Raw genomic sequence first — 20682 nt, 5'->3', positions numbered from 1 at the left:
ATTTGATTTAATTAAAATGATAACTGAGCTCCAAAAGTGTAGTTTCTTGTCCTTGGATAGGCATTGTAATCAATGTTAGGTGTCAGTCCTGTTGACAGATTGACTTCCGGATCATAGCCTGAGTAATTCGTCCAGACATATAAATTAGTACCGGTTACATACAAACGAACTCTGTTAAATATTAATTTTTTGGATACGTCTATTGGAATTGTATATCCTATAGAAAGTGTATTCAATCGTAAAAAAGAACCATCTTCAACGGCATAAGACGAAGCAATAGGACGACCGATTGATGTTGGGTTCCACATAGTGGCATTTTTATTGAAATCTGCCAAGAGTGCCGGAGAGTAACGAAGATCGTTCCCCATATCATCAAAGTTACGCCAACGGTTATCCATCGACACTTCCATTCCTAAGTTGTTTTGGTTGTTTTGATACCAGGAAGTCATCATAACTTTGTTGGCGTTGAAAACATCAAACCCATATACAAAGTTGAAAAAAGTAGAGAAATCAAAATTTTTCCATACTGCATTCAGTCCAAAACCTCCTGAATATTTTGGGTTTGTATCTCCAATCACTTTTCTGTCATTCGCACCAATTACATACGTATTTGAATCTGATGCATCAACAGGCGTCAGTTTTTTAAATTTAGCATTTCCAGGACGCGGATCACCTGACAGGTTTTTGGAGTTTGCCACACCTTCTTTCAGTTTCCATGTTTTTGTTAATGGGTCAAATGAGTCGAAATCATCCATGGTGTAAAAACCATCATTAACAAAACCATAAATCAACCCTTTTGTACCGCCTACATAAGCACGATAATCGTCATCATTTAACAATTGTGTTCCTGCCCATCCTGAACTAAGAATCCATTCATTCTCTCCGGTTGAAAGTGCGTCAATTTTATTTTTATTATATCCAATATTGAAATTTACATCCAGATGAAAATCTTTTTTCTGAATGAGATTGGCATTAATTGCAAATTCAACCCCTTTGTTGGATGTCTGTCCCACATTGGTCATAATTTTACTAAAACCTGATGATCCGGGAATATCAGAAGGCACTAACAAATCTTTTACCGTGTTTTGGTAAAATTCGATATTACCGGTTAGACGTTCTTTAAAAAAGCCGAAATCAACACCTATATTGGCAGTATAAGTTGTCTCCCATTTCACGTTAGGATTGTTTAAATACGTTACACTCTTACCGCTCGGATTATAAAAGTTATAGTAGTAATGACTCTCCTCTCCCCAGCCTACTGATCTGTCTTGTGAAACACCATAATATTTGGCGTACAAATCGCCATCAATTCTATCATTACCCGAAACTCCGTAACTTAAACGTAATTTTAAATTTGAAACGGTTGTACTCTCTTTTAAGAATTTTTCATTTGATATTCTCCATGCAAATGCTCCGGCTGGAAATACTCCCCAGCGATTTGCAGGACCGAACTTTGTGGAACCGTCTGCACGAATTGTAAATGTTGCAAGGTATCTGTCGTCATAACCGTAATTTACACGACCGAAGAATGATGAAATTTTATTAGGCGAACCTTCTTTTGATGAGTTATTATAACCTTTTCCTAGGGCAAGATTATCCAATGCTTTCTCTGCTGTTATACTTTCAGGAAAATAACCCGTGTAATAAGTCTTACTGGCACTCCTCTGATCCTTCATTTCCTGCCCCACCATAGTTTGAAAATCATGAACATTATTGATTTTGAAGCTATAATTTAATACATTGTTCAATTGTGTACGAGGACTTTGAGTCATTTGCCAGCCCACTACCGGCAGACCTCCATTAGCATTTGCAGTACCCGTCTTTAAGCCCCAAAAACGGCCGTCTTCTTCATACTGGTATTCAAAACCGAATGAGCTGCGAAAACTCAATCCTTTCATTAAATTCCAGGTTAATGCCCCCACTGTATTGAATGTACGTGCGGTACGCTCACGATAATTTCTTTCGGCTTCCTGTATCGGATTGAAACGCGGAACAGGTTCATAATCTTCCGGATCAAAATAAGTATCATCATCAGGCAATGTCATATAATCCTGTAAACCCAGTGTTGGTGCCTGACGCAGTGCAGTAAGCAAATTAACCCCTTCTGTACCTGCTCCTTCAATTTTCTTGTTTATAAAGCGGGACTGGAATTCAAAAGTAAATTTATCAGACAGTTTTGTATTAAGCGTTAGGTTCATGTTGGTCTGCTTTAAACCAGTTCCTATTAATACTCCGGGCTGATCCTGATTGGTTAGCGAAAACTTGAATTTGGTTTTTTCATTACCTCCATTCATACTAAAATCAAGGTATTTAGTAATCGGGTTAGTACCAAAAATTTCGTCCTGCCAGTCTACTCCATGATCACCTTTATAAATATACATTTCATTTGCCTGCCCATAACGATTGTAAAAAGCAGTCGGATTTGAGGATCTTCCTTTTTCATACTCATATTGCATCATAACATATTCATACGGATCCATTACATCCAGACGGTTCGCTAAGGTTTTTATTTGCATGTAACTGTTTATATTCACTGAAACCCTTCCTGCTTTAGGATTTTTTGTAGTAACTAAAATAACCCCGTTAGCACCACGGGCACCATAGATAGCAGTAGATGCAGCATCTTTTAATACCTCTACCGATTCGATGTCTGTTGGCGGAATATCATTTAAGGTAGCAACCTCAAACCCATCAACCAAAATTAAAGGTGCATTGTCCTGAGTAATAGAACCTCCTCCACGAACCCGTATCATTATTTCGGAACCAGGAGAACCGTCTGCAGAAGTAATCTGAACACCCGGCAATTTACCTACCAGCGCTTCTGCTACGTTACTGGTTGGAACTTTTTCTAATACTGTTCCTTTTATACTGGATACGGCTCCGGTCAGGTTTGCACGTTTTTGAGTACCGTAACCAATTACCACTACTTCATTCAGTTCACTGGTCGATTCCTTCATCTCGATGTCAATTCCGGAGGTGCGCCCATTTAAAGGCACCGTTATATCTTCCATACCAATAAACTTAACAACCAAAACTGCTGTTTTAGGGTTCGTTACTTTGATGGAAAATTTTCCGTCAAAATCACTGGAAGTATTTGATTTTTCATTTTTTACAATAATTGTTGCGCCGGGAATAGAGCCCATTTTATCTCTCACCACCCCGGTCACAGTTTCCTGAGCATAACCGCCAATCGCAAAAAACAAGACGATTAACGTGCTCATGATATGTTTTTTTATCATCATAACTACTATATTTTATTTTGATTTAGATTTGTTTCAAATCTGTTCAATTGGATTTTATTTATTTGGTCTGTACAACTCCATTAATGGTCACTACATAATCTTTAATGATTGGTGTATCGGGATCATTAAGATTAAAATCGATATTAGTAACACCGTTTCCTAAAATTGGAAAAGAGCCTTCAATTTCTTTTGTTTTTACTACAACCAAATCGGCTGTCATAAACTCAATACGAATCGTAACATTATTCGCTGCTTCATCAGTCTGAAATACAATAAAATCATCTAAGTAGTTAATTCCTCCTGTGGTCGTTTTCTTAGATCTGGAAACGGTCATATCTCCTTTTACAAAGGTTTCATCGGAGACTTTGTATCCGTTACGTTTTACAGAAACAGTAGTTTTTATGACAGCGTAACCTGGATCAGCTACGATGTCTTTTGACTTGAGGCGTAATGTCCCTGTTCTGGTAAGAATGTTCATGGTAAGCTTTTCCTCAAATGGTGTTGCATAAGGAACCACTGCCGATAAATTTACTTTTTGATCAGCATTGACTGACTGAGGAACAACAAAATCATTCAGATTAACCGGTAACGGAACCATTTCTGCCGGAATATCAGATGCAATAAACTTGTAACTTCCTTTTTCAAGGGCAAAACGATAAAGCGAACTGTAGTTGCCAAAATAATCACCGTTATCTTTATAAATAAAAATAGGTCTTGTCGATATACCTACATTTATATTCCAGGTATTGCCATTCAGCTGAAGTGCATAATCTCTCACAACAGAGGGCTCGTATTTCATTTCATCACTAGAGCAGGAAGTCATGATAAAAAGAAGTACGCCTACTCCGAGTATTAGTTTTTTTATGTTTTTCATATCCTATTATTTTAATTGAAACTGTTTATCTGCTAAATATTCGTCTGTTAAGACCAATACGCCAGTTAATAATAGAATGAGAGTCTGGTTTGTTTTCATAAGTTTTGGTTATTAATAGTTAGTTAAAAATTAGTTAAAGACTTTTGGTTTATGCAGCAAAACTAGAGATAGCGAGCTGGAAAATGGTGTAAATATTGCTTTTCGAGGAGGGTGAAATCACTAATTCGAGTAGTAATAATTAATGATTAGTCAATTAATTAGGATATTTTTTACATTGTGCGAAAAAATAAACACTAATAAAAACGAACTATCATTGTATTTAACTCAAAATCAAGTTTAGAAGATGTATAAATAGGATCTTTATATCTATTGTCAGGCTGAGCTGAGTCGAAGCCCTTTTCCAATAAGTTGGCACAATTAAAAAACTTTCAGAATGTTTAAATGAAACAACTCAGAAAAACCGCATACAGAAAACATAGTATTAAACGAGCCTTCGACTCCGCTCAGGATGACAGTTGTATTAGTTATAAAATCTGTGTTCATGTCAGGCTGAGCGAAGCTAAAGCCCCCGTTCCAATTGACACACATTTAGGTATTATTCGATAAAACAAGCGAAAACAGAATCAAACCATTCTATTGTTGAGTATTTTTCTAACTTTAAATGAATGATTAATTTTTTAAAACTTTTTAAATGAAACAATACTATGTATACATTTTAAAATGTTCTGATAATAGTTATTATACCGGAATGACAAATAATATCGAAAGAAGGTTAAACGAACATATCTTAGGACTAAATGAAGAATGTTATACTCTTGCTAAGAGACCATTAGAATTAGTTTTTTGTACTGAATTCAACGAAGTGAATCATGCCATCTCGTTTGAAAAACAAATAAAAGGATGGAGCAGGAAAAAGAAGGAAGCAATAATAAGCGATAAATGGGAGGATTTGAAAAAACTTTCAGAATGTTTAAATGAAACAACTCATAAAAACTGCATACAGAAAACATAGTATTAAACGAGGCTTCGACTCCGCTCAGGATGACACTCGAGTCAATTATAAAAGTTTATCTCAGTGTCAGGCTGAGCGGAGTCGAAGCTCTCTTAGTCTGAATCAAGTAAATATTGGAATTTTCAACGAAACTGTCTCCTATACTCAGCCGGTGTATAATTAAATTTTGCCCTAAAACACTTTCCGAAATATTTCAGATCATTAAAACCAACTTCAAAACAAATTTCCTTGATCAGCAAATCTTCTTTTTTAATAAGTTCGGCTGCTTCATTCAAACGCATATCGCGAATAAATACTACCGGCGAAACTCCTGTAATACTTTTAAGTTTATTAAAGAAACTAGCGCGCGACATGCACATCAATTTACCTAATTCATCAACTGAAAAATCTGATTTAGACATGTTTTCCTTTACCAGATTTATTACCTGTAACATGAATTTATGATCCTTTGTAGAAATTTGCAATGGCTCTTTTTCAGAAATTTCAGGAATTGTACCCGTAGAATATAATTGTTGAAGGCGTTGACGCTGTTCTAAAATATTTTTTACCCTTGCTTTTAAAAGACTTACATTGAAGGGTTTGGTTATATAATCATCAGCGCCGTATTCCATTCCGTCCAATTTACTTTCAATTGCTGTTTTTGCACTAAGCAGAATTATCGGAATGTGACTTGTCGCAAGGTTGTTTCGAATCAATTTAAGCATTTCTATCCCATCCATTTGTGGCATCATAATATCACTGATGATAAAATCAGGAGATAATTCTGCAGCTTTTAAATGTCCCTCTCCTCCATTTTCTGCTACATAAATGGTATACTCTTTTTCTAAAACAGAAACAATAAAGGCTCTCAATTCAGGATCGTCTTCTACAATCAAACCTACAGGATTTTGTTCTTCCTCTTCATCAAATGTCTCCAAAATGGACTCCTCTTCAAATTTGTGATCATTAACAAAATGCTCATCAGATTCGGATTCCTCAAATATAATATCCACATCCTCATTAAAATGTTTATATCCTTTTAAGAAACTAATTTGAAAACAGCTTCCTCTACCGGGAGTACTGTCTACTAAAACACCTGCTCCGTGTTTATCTGCCAAATCCCTGACAATAGAAAGCCCTATTCCTGTGCTTGGGTTATAGGGATTTTCATTGTAGTTTGAAAAACGTATAAACAATCGTTTTTGAAGTACAGGACTAATCCCCGGTCCGTTATCCATCACTTTTAGAAAAACTTCTTTTTCAGATTCTTCCACATATACCTGAACCAAATCTCCTTTTCTACAATATTTAAACGCATTTGAAAGCAGATTAACCAAAATCTTATCAAGACTATCCGGATCAGCCCAAACAACTGGTTTTGAATCACTAATATTTACCTCCAGTTGTATGTTACGCTGAATACTCATTTCACTAAAATTTTCACTTATTTTAGTTGCAAACGCTCCTAAATCTATCTCACTAACTGCAAGTTTCCTGTCCTGAATTCTTCTTAAATCTAAAATCTGATTTACCAGATTCAATAACTTATTGCTGTTTTTTTCAATAATTCGAAGCTGGCCTTTTACAGAATCTTTAATATCATCATCGGTAAGCATTACCTCCAAAGGTGCCGTGATCATGGTAAGAGGAGTACGGATTTCATGGGAAATATCAGTAAAGAATTTCAATTTTAATTCCCCCATTTGTTTCTGCAATTTCACATCACTTCTCAGTTTTAATATGGTAAGAACCGCACGATTAACGACTAAAAATAAACCAATAGCCAATACCAGATAACAGAAATAAGCCAAATTAGTTCCCCAAACAGAAGGCCGAATCGTAATTTTAATCTGCCTCTGATTATCTGCCCATAGATTATGACCATTTGTAGAGGATATCAAAAGGGTATAATTTCCCCTTCCCAAATTCGTATAATTAATGGATTGCCCCCCTTTAAGATAATTCCATTGCTTATCAACTCCTTCCAGCTTGTAGCGATACACAATACTCTCGCTTTTAATGTAATCCAAGGCGGAAATTTGTACTCTGAAAAAATTCTGATCGTGTTGCAGCGTAACTTCTTCCAGTAAATCAGGATTTTTAGGCGTATCAGGATTTATTTCATGCAGTTCTTTATTATTAACCAAAAAACCGGATATTGCCAGGTAAGGCCTGAAATTGAAGGCTTTAATAGCTTCAGGTCTGAAATAAATAACTCCGTTTGAATACCCTACTGCAATTTCACCATTTGCAAGGCGGCATTTTGTTGCTTCTGAAAATATTTCTGTACCAATAAGTGATTTCAGTTCAGGAAACGTTTCGGCAGTATTTTTTTTGGAATCAAATCTAACCAACTGGTTATCACTCATTAACAAAATATTCCCAACTTTATCCTCTTGCATTGCCACTACTCCTTGAACAGGAAAAGCAGTACTCTCGTTCCAAACGGACTTAATATTTAATTGCTTGTTTTCATGCAAATCATTCAATATCAATCCATTGCCGTTAGTCGCAAGCGCTACCTTATTGTCATGGGTTATTAGAACATCTAAAATATCGTTGCCTGAAACCTGACGATATTCTTTAAACTGCAGTTTTTCTGCCGATTTATTTTCTCCGGAAAAAGAGAATAATTTATGAGATGAAATAAAAAATAATTCATGTTTTTTATTTTCAACTATAGAACGAACTTTATCAGCTGTTCTTATCGGAAAGTTTTTTAGTTCGTTCCTGTAATTAATAAAACGGAATGCATCATTTGACTGACGAATGAGATTGATGCCTCCTCCCCAGGTAGCTATATAAATCTGACCTGATGACGCCTGAAAAATTTTATAAATATCATTTGAACTAATGCTGTATATATTATTTTCATCATATTTATAATGAGTCACTTTGTAGTTAAAAGGGCGTCCTGTAGGAGTTAAACAAAACAATCCATTTCCACGGGTTCCAATCCACACCCTATTTTTGGTATCCTGCATCATGCTGTAAATATCTGCTCCCCATCCCGGACCTGCCTGAGACAATTGTCCGTCAGATGCTAATACACCTATCTTATTTTTTTTCGCATCAAACAAGGTGATTTTTTCAGTACGGCTTGCGGCCCAAATATTACCGCTTTTATCTGTCATCAGACTACGAACATTATGTTTATGACCGTTATTCGATGAATCGAGATTTAATATTGAAAAATTACTGTTGTTAAAAGTGATCAGATCTAATCCCTGTTTGAAGGAACAAAACCAGAGGTTTCCTAATTTGTCGAACATTGCCGTATGCATCACATCAGACACTGTTTCCTTTGATTCTTTAATAGATTGGATAATCGAATATAATTTGTTGTTTTTTTCGTCCCAATAAGCAAATGGTTCACTGTGTGACTGGATCCAGACCTTTCCGTCCGGTGAATTAAGCAGAAAACTTTTTCTTTCGATACCGGCAGAGGCCGGATCAGCTGAATCAACTTTTATATGTCTTAGTTTTCGGGTAACCAAATCAAATTGATACACACCTGCTCCTGCACCCTCAAACCAAAACTGACGGGAATGGCTTGATCCTAAATAATTAACATTCTTATCCGGAAAACCTGCCAATGTTTTACTATTGTAAACATCCAGTTTGCCCGTTTTTGTATCATAAATATAAAAGCCATTGCTGCGTGTTATTAGCAATACTTTGCTTTCGCCCACACTTTCTTCATTAATAATATCTTCGTTAATCCCCAGCTCAAAATCAAAAAAAGTACTTGATTTTTTAGTAAAGCGTGTAAGCTTTCCACGGGCTCCTCCAAACCATATGTCCTCTTTGGTTTCCATGAAAGAAATAAACGAATAAGACTTTCCGGACTGTCCTTTCATATTTACAAAAAAATATTCAGGTCCTGTAACCAGCTTTTTTAGTCTGCAAATACCGTTATCTGTCAAAATCCAGGTTGTTCCCAATCTATCTTCAAAAACATCATGAACTTTACCACAATGCTTGGAAGGGTCTAAAGGAATTTTTCGAATTTTCTTATTCGTTTCGAAAACTGTCAGATAGTTTTTCTTTTCAGGAAACAACCACACTCTTCCGGAAGGCATAACTTTAAATTTTTGAAAAACATTATCAGAAGATGTAACAGATTTTCCTTCAACGGGGTAATGAAAATTTAATTGATGCGTATTAAAATAGTAAACATCATTTTTTTCAGACTGAATCCATATACGCCCGTTTTTATCAAACTTAAATTTAGCAACCCTGTTCGATAATAAATTCATGGTATTGTTTTGTTCTGCCTTAAATTTCTGAAAAGTATTCCCGTCATAACGTATTAAACCATTGAAAGTACCAAGCCAGATAAATCCCTTTTTGTCCTGCTGTATATCAAGGATACGCGACTGACTTAACTTCAGATCATGCGAAAAATGAGTAAGAATACCCGATGGCTGTGACATACAAAGACCACAAATCAAACAGAAAAAAACTATAATTATATTTCGTTTCAGCATTTATCTTTTTATTACGTAATGCACAAAAATATCAAAATTCTTTTCCCAACCTAAGATTCACCCTGTCAGTAGCCAAATACCACCCTTTAAATAGTAATTTGTACCTACTCGATATAGTAAAACAAATTATTAAATTTTAACAATGAGCTTTATAACGTCCCTTAAATAGTAATTTATCCCAAGCCAAAAAATATAAACATCTAATTTTGCGAAAGAAAAGTAATTGATTGTTCAAAATTTCCGAAATTTATAAAATAATTACCCTACTAACTATAAACCAAATACTTTCAAGAGAATTCCATGAGAAAAATATACCATCTTGTGTTTGTACTAAGCTTTCTGGCAGTAAACACTTTCGCACAGGAAAACTTTGCGTTTAAAAATCCAAATTTACCAACTGATCAGCGTGTTAATGATCTTGTGTCGAGAATGTCAATTGATGAAAAAATAAGTCAGTTAATGGATTCTTCTCCCGCGATTGAACGTCTTGGTGTACCTGAATACAATTGGTGGAACGAATCGCTGCATGGGGTTGCCCGTGCCGGATATGCAACCGTTTTTCCACAATCTATTTCGATTGCATCCTCCTGGGACAGGCAATTAATTTTTGATGTAGCCAATGCTATTTCGGATGAGGCACGTGCCAAACATCACGAATATTTAAGAAGAGGACAGCACGGCATGTATCAGGGACTGACCTTCTGGTCTCCAAATGTCAATATTTTTCGTGATCCACGATGGGGACGTGGACACGAAACTTATGGCGAGGATCCTTATCTTACCGGCCAGTTAGGCCTTAAATATGTTACGGGTCTTCAGGGTACTAATGATAAATACTTTAAGGTAATTGCAACCGCTAAACATTATGCAGTTCATTCTGGTCCGGAACCTTCCCGTCACCAGTTTAATGCAGAAACGAGTGATATCGATTTATATGAAACTTACCTTCCTGCTTTTCGAACTTTAGTAAAAGAAGGACATGTCTATTCCGTAATGGGCGCTTATAACCGTTTTAGAGGAGAATCAGCCAGTGCCAGTCCATTTTTATTCAATATACTGCGAAATGATTGGGGATTTAAGGGTTATATTGTATCAGACTGCGGGGCTGTAACCGATATCTGGAAATACCATAAAATTACCAGTGATGCTGCAACAGCCTCTGCCTTAGCTGTAAAACAAGGTTTGGATTTGGAGTGTGGAAGCTGTTACAAATCATTAAAAGAAGCTCTTGATCGCAAGTTACTAACCGAAGCTGATATTGACATTACCTTAATACGTTTGTTTACAGCCCGGTTTAAATTAGGCATGTTTGATCCGGAGGAGATTGTACCTTACGCTCAAATTCCTTATTCGGTAAACAACAACTCAGCCCATGACTGGTTGGCTCGTGTCGCTTCTCAAAAAAGTATCGTTCTTTTAAAAAACCAAAACAATACCCTTCCTCTTTCTAAAGATATCAAAACGGTTGCCGTAATAGGGCCAAATGTCAATGATGTACAGTCATTATGGGGCAATTATAGCGGTATTCCAAGCAATCCTGTTACCGTATTAAAAGGAATTCAAAACAAATTAGAACCTCAGGCTAAGGTTTTATATGCAAAGGGAACCGATTTAGCGAAAGGAGTTCCCGAAATGAAAGTTATCCCTTCTGTTTATTTTCAAAATGAAAATGGGACACAAGGGCTGACAGCAGAATACTTTAACAATAAGGAATGGGAAGGAAAACCAATTTTTACCCGTATAGATGATAATATAGACTTTCACTGGGACATAAACTCTCCAGATACCCGCATGAAAATGGGCAACTACAGTGTGAGATGGACTGGTTATATTGTAGCACCAAAAACGGGAGTTTACAATATTTCCGAATGGTCTAAACCTTTTATGACAGTGGAAATTGAAGGTGGAAAAAACACTGGTGGAAAAAACAATCACCACCCGCGCATCCGTTCGCAGAAAATTCAATTAGAAGCTGGGAAAAAATATAAAATCGAGGTTAAGTATCAAAACTTCTATGGTGATGCCATCGCACAGCTTTTATGGTCTGAACCTGAAGAAAACATACTACAGGAAGCAATTCAGACTGCGAATCAGGCAGATGCTGTGGTATTGGTTTTGGGCTTAAACGAACGTCTGGAAGGCGAAGAAATGAAGGTTGAGGCAGAGGGTTTTGAGGGCGGAGACCGTACAAGTCTTAACTTACCGGCAAATCAGGAAGAGCTTATGAAAGCAATAATAGCAACCGGAAAACCTGTCATTCTGGTTTTAATAAACGGAAGCGCACTTTCAATCAATTGGGCAAATGATAATGTGCCTGCAATTTTAACCGCAGGATATCCTGGGCAGCAGGGCGGTAACGCAATTGCAGATGTGCTTTTTGGCGATTACAACCCGGCCGGAAGACTTCCGGTGACTTATTATAAATCGGTTGATCAGCTTCCTCCTTTTGAAAATTACGATATGAAAGGCCGTACGTATCGTTATTTTGATAAAAAAACGCTGTATCCTTTTGGATTTGGTTTAAGCTATACCAAATTCAAATACAGCAATCTGAAATTCCCAGCGAGCCCATCTTCTGAAAAAGATTTTGAAGTATCTGTTGATGTAACGAATATCGGTGAACGTGACGGAGATGAAGTTGTCGAATTGTATTTAAAAGATGAAAAAGCCTCTACACCACGCCCGATATTGCAACTGGAAGGTTTCGAACGCATCAGCCTGAAAAAAGGAGAATCAAAAACGGTTCGTTTTACAATAACTCCCCGACAGTTGTCCCTAATAGATAAAAAAGGCCAGCGTATTGTTGAACCGGGGTGGTTTACAATATCGGTAGGCGGAAAACAACCTGATGGTTCTGACGACACACAAAAAGGCCGATTTCAAATTACCGGAAAAACAGTTTTACTGGAAAAATAATTTTTAGATTATTTTTAATTTAATACACAAACTCTTTACATCTTTCGTAAGGGGTTTGTTTTTTTTATTTATTATTAATATTCACTCCAAATAATTTAGTAAGGATCAAAATAAAAATCCTATTTTTACAACCGTGAAACTTACAAGTACCATATTATCAATTGTTATTCTAATACTTTCGTGTATGCCTTGTGCAGACATGGGGATAAATAGTTTCGCGCACACTAAATCAGAATTGGTTTCAAAACAAGACAATCATTCACACGAAAAAGAAAATGATTTGTGTTCACCGTTTTGTATCTGCAGCTGCTGTGGTTCACAAATGGCAAGTTATTCACGACCTATAGCAATAGATTTTCCAATACCTTTTAAAGATATAGAAACACAATTGCCAACTTACCAATCTATTTTCACTTCCAATTTCTACGGAAGTATCTGGCAGCCGCCTCAATTAGTATAATGATACCCGGGTAATTCCGATTCCGGGTTAGAAAGCTGTGCTTTGGCACGAACAATGGCAAATATTCTGTTTGCTTATTTCTAATGCATTATACATTTTCAAATGTTAGACAAGATTATACAATTCAGTATAAAGAATAAATTCGTTATACTGCTTTTTACCCTTGTGCTTTTGGCCTGGGGCAGTTATTCCATTAAGCAATTACCGCTTGATGCTTTACCTGATGTAACCAACAACCAGGTACAAATTATTACCACCGCTCCCACTCTTGCCAGTCAGGAAGTAGAGCAGTTGATTACCTATCCTTTAGAACAGGCTGTAAAAACCATTCCCAAAGTAATTGAACTGCGAAGTATTTCACGCTTTGGACTTTCTGTGGTAACGGTTGTATTTAAAGACGAGGCCGATATTTACTGGGCAAGAGAGCAAATCTTTCAAAGAATAAAAGCAGCTGAGGAAAATATTCCAAAATACGCAGGTACTCCTGAATTAGCCCCAATTACGACTGGTCTGGGTGAAATTTTCCAGTATGATGTCTATGCCAAAAAAGGCTATGAAAACAAATACGACGCCGTAAAACTGAGAACCATTCAGGACTGGATTATTATTCCGCAATTGCAGGGTGTCGAAGGTGTTGCCGAAGTAAGCAGCTGGGGAGGAAAACTAAAACAATACGAAATCGCAGTTGATCCTAATACATTAAACAGTCAGGGAGTTACGATTACAGAGATTTTTGAAGCTTTAGAAAAAAACAATCAAAACACCGGCGGGGCTTATATCGAAAAAGACGAATATGCTTACTTCATCCGCGGAGTCGGAATGGCTTCAGGAATTACTGATCTGCAAAATGTGGTAATCAAAAACCGAAACGGCGCTCCTGTTTTGGTTCGTGATGTTGCCACGGTTCGCGAAGGCATCGCGTTGCGTTACGGAGCCTCAACCAAAGATGGAAAAGGCGAAATTGTCTGCGGATTGGTTCTTATGCTAAAAGGCGAAAACTCAAGCGCAGTTGTAGAAAGAGTCAAGGAAAGAATGGAGCAAATCAACAAATCCTTACCCGAAGGAGTTGTCGCAGAACCTTTTATTGACAGAGGAAAACTCGTCAATAATGCCATTGGAACGGTAACCAAAAACCTCGTTGAAGGAGCATTAATTGTAATATTCGTTCTGATAGTATTCCTCGGCAACCTGCGTGCCGGTTTAATCGTTGCTTCGGTGATTCCCCTATCGATGCTTTTTGCAGTCATACTGATGAATTACTTTGGCGTAAGCGGAAACCTAATGAGTTTGGGAGCAATTGATTTCGGAATTATAGTCGATGGTGCTGTAATTATTGTAGAAGCCACGATGCATCATCTGGCAAACATCAAAAGGAAAAAGGAACTCACTCAGGAAGAAATGGACAACGAAGTTTATTTGTCAGCCTCTAAAATTAGAAACAGTGCTGCCTTTGGCGAAATCATTATCCTGATTGTGTATCTGCCCATATTAGCGTTAATAGGAACAGAAGGAAAAATGTTCAAACCTATGGCAATGACCGTTGGATTTGCAGTTATTGGAGCTTTCATACTCTCATTAACTTATGTGCCCATGATGACTTCTTTATTCTTATCAAAAAAGACGGACCATAAAACCAATTTTAGTGACCGAATGATGGCGTGGTTTGAAAGAAAATACACTCCGCTGCTGAATAAAGCTTTACATTTTAAAAAAGCGGTTCTTTTGGTTTCTGTTGGTTTATTTGCCTTCGCCTTTATTACTTTCCAAAATATGGGAGGCGAATTTATCCCAACCATTGAAGAAGGTGATTTAGCCATCAATACTACAATTATGACAGGAAGTTCTTTGAGCCAAATGGTAGAAACGACTACGAAATACGAAAAGATTTTAAAAGCTAAATTTCCTGAAATCAAAACTATTGTGGCAAAAATCGGCAGCGGCGAAATTCCGACCGACCCAATGCCTATAGAAAGTGGCGATTTAATTATAGTACTGAAAGATAAAAGTGAATGGATTTCAGCCGATAATTGGGAAGAATTGGCCAATTTGATGAAAGAGGAAATGGAAGCGATTCCCGGAGCCAATATCGAAATTTCCCAGCCTATCCAAATGCGTTTTAACGAATTGATGACAGGAAGCAGAAGCGATATTGCCATCAAGATTTTTGGTGATGATCTGGAAGTTTTAGACAACAAAGCCAAAGAACTTATTGGAAAAATCAGTTCCATTGAAGGAATTGGTGATCTGAAAGCCGATAAAGTAACGGGATTACCTCAAATCACAGTCAAATATGACTATCACAAAATTGCTCTGTACGGATTGAATATTAGTGACATCAATCAAATTATCCGCTCTTCGTTTGCGGGAGAAAGTGCAGGAAAAATTTATGAGCAAAGCAAACGTTTTGATATAGTGGTACGGCTGAATAAAGACAATCGGGCAGATATTTCAGATGTAAGCAATTTGTTTGTCCCGTTGCCAAATGGACAGCAGATTCCGCTAGCGCAGGTAGCAACCATCAGTTACGAACAAGGCCCCGTTCAGGTCGCCCGTGAAGATGGAAAACGAAGAATTACTGTAGGTTTAAATGTCCGGGGACGCGATATCAAAAGCGTGGTAGAAGAAATTCAGGAGAAACTACAAATCAACTTCAAGCTTCCTGCGGGTTACTACGTTACCTATGGCGGACAATTTGAAAACCTGATCGAAGCCAACAAAAGACTTTCAGTCGCACTTCCTATCGCTTTGGGTTTGATTATGGTTCTGCTTTATTTCACCTTTAACAGTATCAAACAATCTTTATTGATATTTACTGCCATTCCACTTTCTGCGATTGGAGGTGTCTTTGCACTTTGGTTACGCGGAATGCCGTTTAGTATTTCTGCGGGAATTGGTTTTATTGCTTTGTTTGGTATTGCCGTTTTAAACGGAATTGTGCTTATTTCCTATTTCAATCAGCTCAAAACTGAAGGCATTACTGACCCGCTTCAACGCGTTTTAATTGGAACCAAAACAAGATTACGTCCCGTTTTAATGACAGCTGCCGTAGCATCTTTAGGATTTATGCCAATGGCGTTATCAACGAGTGGTGGTGCAGAAGTACAAAAACCTCTGGCAACTGTGGTTATCGGCGGATTATTTTCAGCAACATTGCTTACGCTCATTGTATTGCCAATACTTTATTTATTATTCGAACGTGGAATTAAAAGAAAAAACACAATGAATACTTCAATAATTACAACAATCTTTTTGCTGATAAGCACCTTTTCTTTTGCCCAAAATACCCAAACGGTAACTTTGGAACAGGCTCTTGAATTAGCAAAAAAAAATAATGCGACACTGAAAATAGCCGATAAAGAAATCGAAAAACAAAACGCCCTGAAAAAAACTGCTTTTCAGCCGGATCCTTTGCAGATTCAATATCAGGGAGGGCAGTTCAACAGTGCTGATTACGATCATAATGTGTCGGTACAGCAATATTTCCCAATTGGTAAAATAACGAAAGCCAACCGACAATTACAGGAAGAACTGGCAGCATTGGCCGAAAAGCGCAAAGCGATCTCTGAATATGAAATTGAAAAAGCGGTAACTTTAGCTTATTATCAATATTTGTACGGTGTAGAACTACAAAAGTTGAATAACGAGCTGAATTCGATTTATACCAAGTTCCTCAAAAATGCCGAATTACGTTTCAAAACCGGAGAAAGCGGCAATATTGAAGTCATAAGTGCCAAAGCCAAAGTAAAGGAAATTGAAACGATCAAAGCTCAGATTGAATACGATTTAGCTATTTATCAAAAGCAGCTGCAATATTTTGTGCAAAGCGATGCTATCGTCATTCCTGAAACAACCGCTACTTTACAATATAAAAATACGCTTGATGTAAGTTCATCTAAAGCAGAAGGTTTGGTAAACGATTATTATACACAACAAATTTTAGTTAATCAAAAAGAAACCAGTGTTTTTAAAGCACAGCGAACGCCTAAATTAGGATTGGGTTATTTTGCCCAAACGATTGACACTAAATCCTTATTTCAGGGATTTACGGCAGGTTTGCAGATTCCGCTTTTTGGAGGCGTAAATTCGGCTAAAGCCAAAGCATCCGAAATCAGTGTTTCGCAATCACAACTACTGCTTGACAAGAATAAATTAGCCATAAAACTGAAAAAAGAAGAACTGCAGAATGAATTTGACAAACAGCAAAAAGCATTACAGTATTATCAAAACGAAGGGTTGGAATATGCGGACCAAATTATCAATACGGCTCAAAAAAGCTATGCCAATGGCGATATGAGCTATTGGTCGTACATCAGTTTTTTGAATCAGGCTATTGACATCAAAAAGCAAAATGCCGAAGCGGTTAATTTATACAATCAAAGTGCCATTCAGCTGCAGTTTCCATCCATTCCTTACAATTAATTTATACAAGATGAAAAATATAATAGTCAATAAAATACTTCTACTTTCCATTTTCCTTTTTATTTCCTGTGGAGAAAAGAAAACCGAAGAAGAACATGCCGAAGAAAAATCAGAAACCGAAGTAGCCTTAACCGAAAAACAAGCCAAAACTATCGGAATTGAAACGGGTAGTATTGAAATGAAAAACCTCAACACCATAATCAAAGCTAACGGTTACACAGCTGTACCACCCCAAAACAGAGCTGATGTTTCGACACTAATTGGCGGAGTTGTAAAAGATATTTTTGTTTTGGAAGGAACATTTGTAGCAAAGGGTAAAACATTGGCAACCATTCAAAATCTGGAAGTTTCTGAAATGCAGGAAGAATATCAGTCGGCAGTGGCGAATATTGAATATCTGGAGCATGAATTTAAACGTCAGAAAACATTAAGTGAAGAAAATGTCAATCCGCGAAAAACATTTCAGGAAGTAAAATCAAAACTCGCTTCCGAAAGAGCCAAAGCACAGGCAGCCAAAAACAAATTACAGGCACTCAATGTAAATCCTAAAGGCAGTACTTCCTTAGTCCCTATAGTATCTCCAATTAGTGGTTATGTGGGTAATATCAATATTACCAAAGGTGCATTTGCAGAAACTGGCGTAACTTTGTTTGAAGTAGTTGACAATAGTCAGATGCACCTCGACCTGAATGTATTTGAAAAGGATTTAGGTAAAATTTCGATAGGACAGGAAGTCGATTTTATACTGACCAATCAATCGAATAAAGCGATTAAAGGGAAAATATTTGGTATCAATAAATCGTTTTCCAATGAAAGTAAAACCGTTGCCGTTCACGCCAGAATAAATCCGGGCAATACCAAAGATTTAATCTCAGGAATGTATGTTGCTGCAAATATCAACATTTCGAATCAGACGGTTTCGGCATTGCCAAAAGACGCTATTGTAAAAAACGGAGAAAAGTATTTTATTTACATTGAAGAATCTGGGAACGAAGAAGTTGTAAAAAATGAAGAACACCGAAAAGAAGGAGGAAACCATAAAGAAATTCACTTTAAAGCAGTTGAAGTCTCAGTAGGAACAACCGATTTGGGATATACCGAAGTGAAGCTAATTGAAGAAATTCCTTCGGATGCCAAAATTGTGATTAAAGGTGCTTATTATCTTTTATCACAATCAAAAGGTGGCGGAGAACACGAACATTAAAACATTTAAATATGGAACACAAACACCAACATAATGCAGAGGCTAAAGAGTCTTGTTGTACCATAGAACAAAAAATCCATATCCAAACGGATACCCATGATTGCGGTTGTTCTTCCAAAAAACAAAAGCATACAGATCATGAGGGACATGACCATAGCCATAATGCAAATGAAAGCGTCTTCAAAATGTTTCTGCCTTCAGTCATTTCTTTGGTATTGTTGTTAATTGCTATAGTTTTAGACAATTACTTTACACCAATTTGGTTTAGAGACTGGATACGAATAGCCTGGTATGTTGTCGCTTATATTCCTGTCGGCTTTCCTGTTATCAAAGAATCTATTGAAAGTATTAGGTATAAAGATCTTTTTTCTGAATTCCTGTTGATGGTTATTGCTACTGTTGGGGCATTTGCCATTGGTGAATATCCCGAAGCGGTGGCTGTTATGCTTTTTTATTCTGTTGGAGAAGTTTTTCAGGCTTTGGCGGTAAAAAAAGCAAAAAAGAATATTAAATCTTTATTGGACCAACGACCAGATGAAGTTACTATTTTAGTCGGTTCTGAACCTAAAATCATCAAAGCCGAAGATGCCAAAATTGGTGATGTCATTCAGTTAAAGGCAGGTGAAAAATTAGGTTTGGACGGAGAATTAATCTCTGAAACTGCTTCGTTCAACACTGCTGCTTTAACAGGAGAAAGCAAACCTGATACAAAATCTAAAGGAGAAATTGTTTTAGCCGGAATGATCAACCTTAATAAAGTTTCACAGGTAAAAGTGACCACAGCTTATAACGACAGTAAACTTTCTAAAATTTTAGAATTAGTACAAAACGCCACAGCGCAAAAAGCACCTACTGAATTATTCATCCGGAAGTTTGCTAAAATCTATACTCCTATTGTGGTTTTACTGGCAGTGCTGATTACGTTTCTTCCTTATTTGTTCATAGCTGATTATGTTTTTTCAGATTGGCTTTACCGAGCCTTAGTATTTTTGGTTATCTCTTGCCCTTGTGCATTGGTAATCTCTATTCCGTTAGGCTATTTTGGCGGAATTGGAGCAGCGAGTAAAAACGGTATTCTGTTCAAAGGAAGTAATTTTCTTGATGCAATTGCCACCATTCAGAATGTTGTGATGGACAAAACAGGAACCATGACCGAAGGCGTTTTTAAAGTACAGGAAGTTGCTTTTGACTCACAATTCGATGAAAAGGAAATGCTGCAAATGGTAAACACTTTGGAAAGTCAAAGCACACATCCCGTTGCGACTGCGATACATGAATATGTGGGTAAAATTGACACTTCTATTAAACTCGAAAAAGTGGAAGAAATCCCAGGGCAAGGACTAAAAGCAGTCATTGATGGAAAAAGCTTATTGGTTGGCAACTTTAAGTTGATGGATGCCTTCTCCATTCCTTATGATGTTGACCCCAATTCGATAGTGTATACACTGATTGCGGTTGCCTACGACAAAAAGTTTGTCGGTTATCTGACCATTGCCGACAGCATTAAAGAAGATGCGCAGATAACCATCGATAAATTAAAAGCACTGAATGTAAAAACCACTATGTTAAGCGGTGATAAAAACACAGTCGTACAATTTGTAGCTCAAAAACTGGGAATTGCAAATGCTTTTGGCGACTTATTGCCAGAAGATAAAGTCAATAAAGTCAAAGAAATAAAGGCTAAAAAGGAAACTGTTGCCTTTGTTGGCGATGGTGTAAATGATGCCCCCGTTGTGGCACTCAGTAATGTTGGTATTGCCATGGGCGGGCTAGGAAGCGATGCCACCATTGAAACTGCCGATGTGGTAATTCAGGATGACAAACCTAGTAAAATAGCGATGGCGATTGATATTGGAAAACAGACAAAAAAAATAGTCTGGCAAAACATCACACTGGCTTTCGTCGTAAAAGCAGGAGTTTTGATTCTGGGAGCCGGAGGTTTGGCAACCATGTGGGAAGCTGTTTTTGCTGATGTTGGAGTAGCCTTGTTAGCTATTTTGAATGCTGTCAGGATTCAACGAATGAAGTTTTAATTTCTATTTCGTTATTTTTTTAAACCCTTACAAGTCTTGACTTTTAAGGGTTT

The 20682-nt window shown here is 37.1% G+C and carries 9 protein-coding genes; 6 read left to right on the top strand and 3 right to left on the bottom strand.

Annotated elements, in window-relative coordinates; all coding sequences use genetic code 11:
• Positions 1-11: 11 nt before the first annotated feature.
• A complete protein-coding gene (locus tag BXU10_RS12390) occupies positions 12-3221 on the bottom strand; it encodes a TonB-dependent receptor (RefSeq protein ID WP_223255427.1) in 3210 nt (1069 codons plus the stop codon).
• A gap of 79 nt (positions 3222-3300) precedes the next feature.
• Positions 3301-4116 (bottom strand): hypothetical protein, encoded by an 816-nt coding sequence (locus tag BXU10_RS12385; RefSeq protein ID WP_123921986.1) that lies wholly within the window; start codon positions 4114-4116, stop codon positions 3301-3303.
• Between the two features lie 691 nt (positions 4117-4807).
• Between BXU10_RS12385 and BXU10_RS12380 the strand changes: the two genes are divergently transcribed.
• Entirely contained in the window at positions 4808-5128 is a 321-nt protein-coding gene (locus BXU10_RS12380) for a GIY-YIG nuclease family protein (protein ID WP_078227575.1), read from the top strand.
• A 122-nt stretch (positions 5129-5250) separates the two neighbouring features.
• Here the strand turns inward: BXU10_RS12380 and BXU10_RS12375 are convergent, their stop codons facing one another.
• The gene (locus tag BXU10_RS12375) at positions 5251-9543 is read right to left on the bottom strand and encodes a hybrid sensor histidine kinase/response regulator transcription factor (protein WP_189328086.1); all 4293 of its coding nucleotides are present in this window, start codon (positions 9541-9543) and stop codon (positions 5251-5253) included.
• Positions 9544-9897: 354 nt separating this feature from the next.
• On the opposite strand from BXU10_RS12375, the gene BXU10_RS12370 reads away from it, so the two are divergent.
• The 5 genes from BXU10_RS12370 (at position 9898) to BXU10_RS12350 (ending at position 20629) form a co-directional block, all read left to right on the top strand.
• Complete coding sequence (locus tag BXU10_RS12370) at positions 9898-12513, top strand: glycoside hydrolase family 3 C-terminal domain-containing protein (RefSeq protein WP_078227573.1); 2616 nt, start codon at positions 9898-9900, stop codon at positions 12511-12513.
• A gap of 133 nt (positions 12514-12646) precedes the next feature.
• Positions 12647-12973, top strand: a complete 327-nt coding sequence (locus BXU10_RS12365) for a DUF6660 family protein (RefSeq protein WP_031456824.1) — start codon at positions 12647-12649, stop codon at positions 12971-12973.
• 102 nt (positions 12974-13075) lie between these two features.
• Positions 13076-17392 carry a CusA/CzcA family heavy metal efflux RND transporter gene (locus BXU10_RS12360; protein ID WP_078227572.1) on the top strand — a complete coding sequence of 1439 codons (4317 nt, stop codon included), beginning with the start codon at positions 13076-13078 and terminating at the stop codon, positions 17390-17392.
• A gap of 10 nt (positions 17393-17402) precedes the next feature.
• Positions 17403-18596, top strand: a complete 1194-nt coding sequence (locus tag BXU10_RS12355; protein WP_078227571.1) for an efflux RND transporter periplasmic adaptor subunit — start codon at positions 17403-17405, stop codon at positions 18594-18596.
• 11 nt (positions 18597-18607) lie between these two features.
• Complete coding sequence (locus BXU10_RS12350; RefSeq protein ID WP_078227570.1) at positions 18608-20629, top strand: heavy metal translocating P-type ATPase; 2022 nt, start codon at positions 18608-18610, stop codon at positions 20627-20629.
• The last annotated feature ends 53 nt before the right edge of the window (positions 20630-20682 follow it).

Origin of the sequence: Flavobacterium sp. LM4, assembly GCF_002017935.1 — a bacterium.
Lineage (GTDB): Bacteria > Bacteroidota > Bacteroidia > Flavobacteriales > Flavobacteriaceae > Flavobacterium > Flavobacterium chungangense.
Note: the sequence above shows the minus strand (reverse complement) of the source record. Positions and strands in the feature narration are given on the sequence as shown.

What these genes read in the sequence shown, in the direction of transcription:
- BXU10_RS12360 (WP_078227572.1), top strand. Translation starts at nt 13,076, where the DNA reads ATGTTAGACAAGATTATACAATTCAGTATAAAGAATAAATTCGTTATA.
- BXU10_RS12380 (WP_078227575.1), top strand. Translation starts at nt 4,808, where the DNA reads ATGAAACAATACTATGTATACATTTTAAAATGTTCTGATAATAGTTAT.
- BXU10_RS12390 (WP_223255427.1), bottom strand. Translation starts at nt 3,221, where the DNA reads ATGAGCACGTTAATCGTCTTGTTTTTTGCGATTGGCGGTTATGCTCAG.
- BXU10_RS12375 (WP_189328086.1), bottom strand. Translation starts at nt 9,543, where the DNA reads ATGTCACAGCCATCGGGTATTCTTACTCATTTTTCGCATGATCTGAAG.
- BXU10_RS12355 (WP_078227571.1), top strand. Translation starts at nt 17,403, where the DNA reads ATGAAAAATATAATAGTCAATAAAATACTTCTACTTTCCATTTTCCTT.
- BXU10_RS12385 (WP_123921986.1), bottom strand. Translation starts at nt 4,116, where the DNA reads ATGAAAAACATAAAAAAACTAATACTCGGAGTAGGCGTACTTCTTTTT.
- BXU10_RS12350 (WP_078227570.1), top strand. Translation starts at nt 18,608, where the DNA reads ATGGAACACAAACACCAACATAATGCAGAGGCTAAAGAGTCTTGTTGT.
- BXU10_RS12370 (WP_078227573.1), top strand. Translation starts at nt 9,898, where the DNA reads ATGAGAAAAATATACCATCTTGTGTTTGTACTAAGCTTTCTGGCAGTA.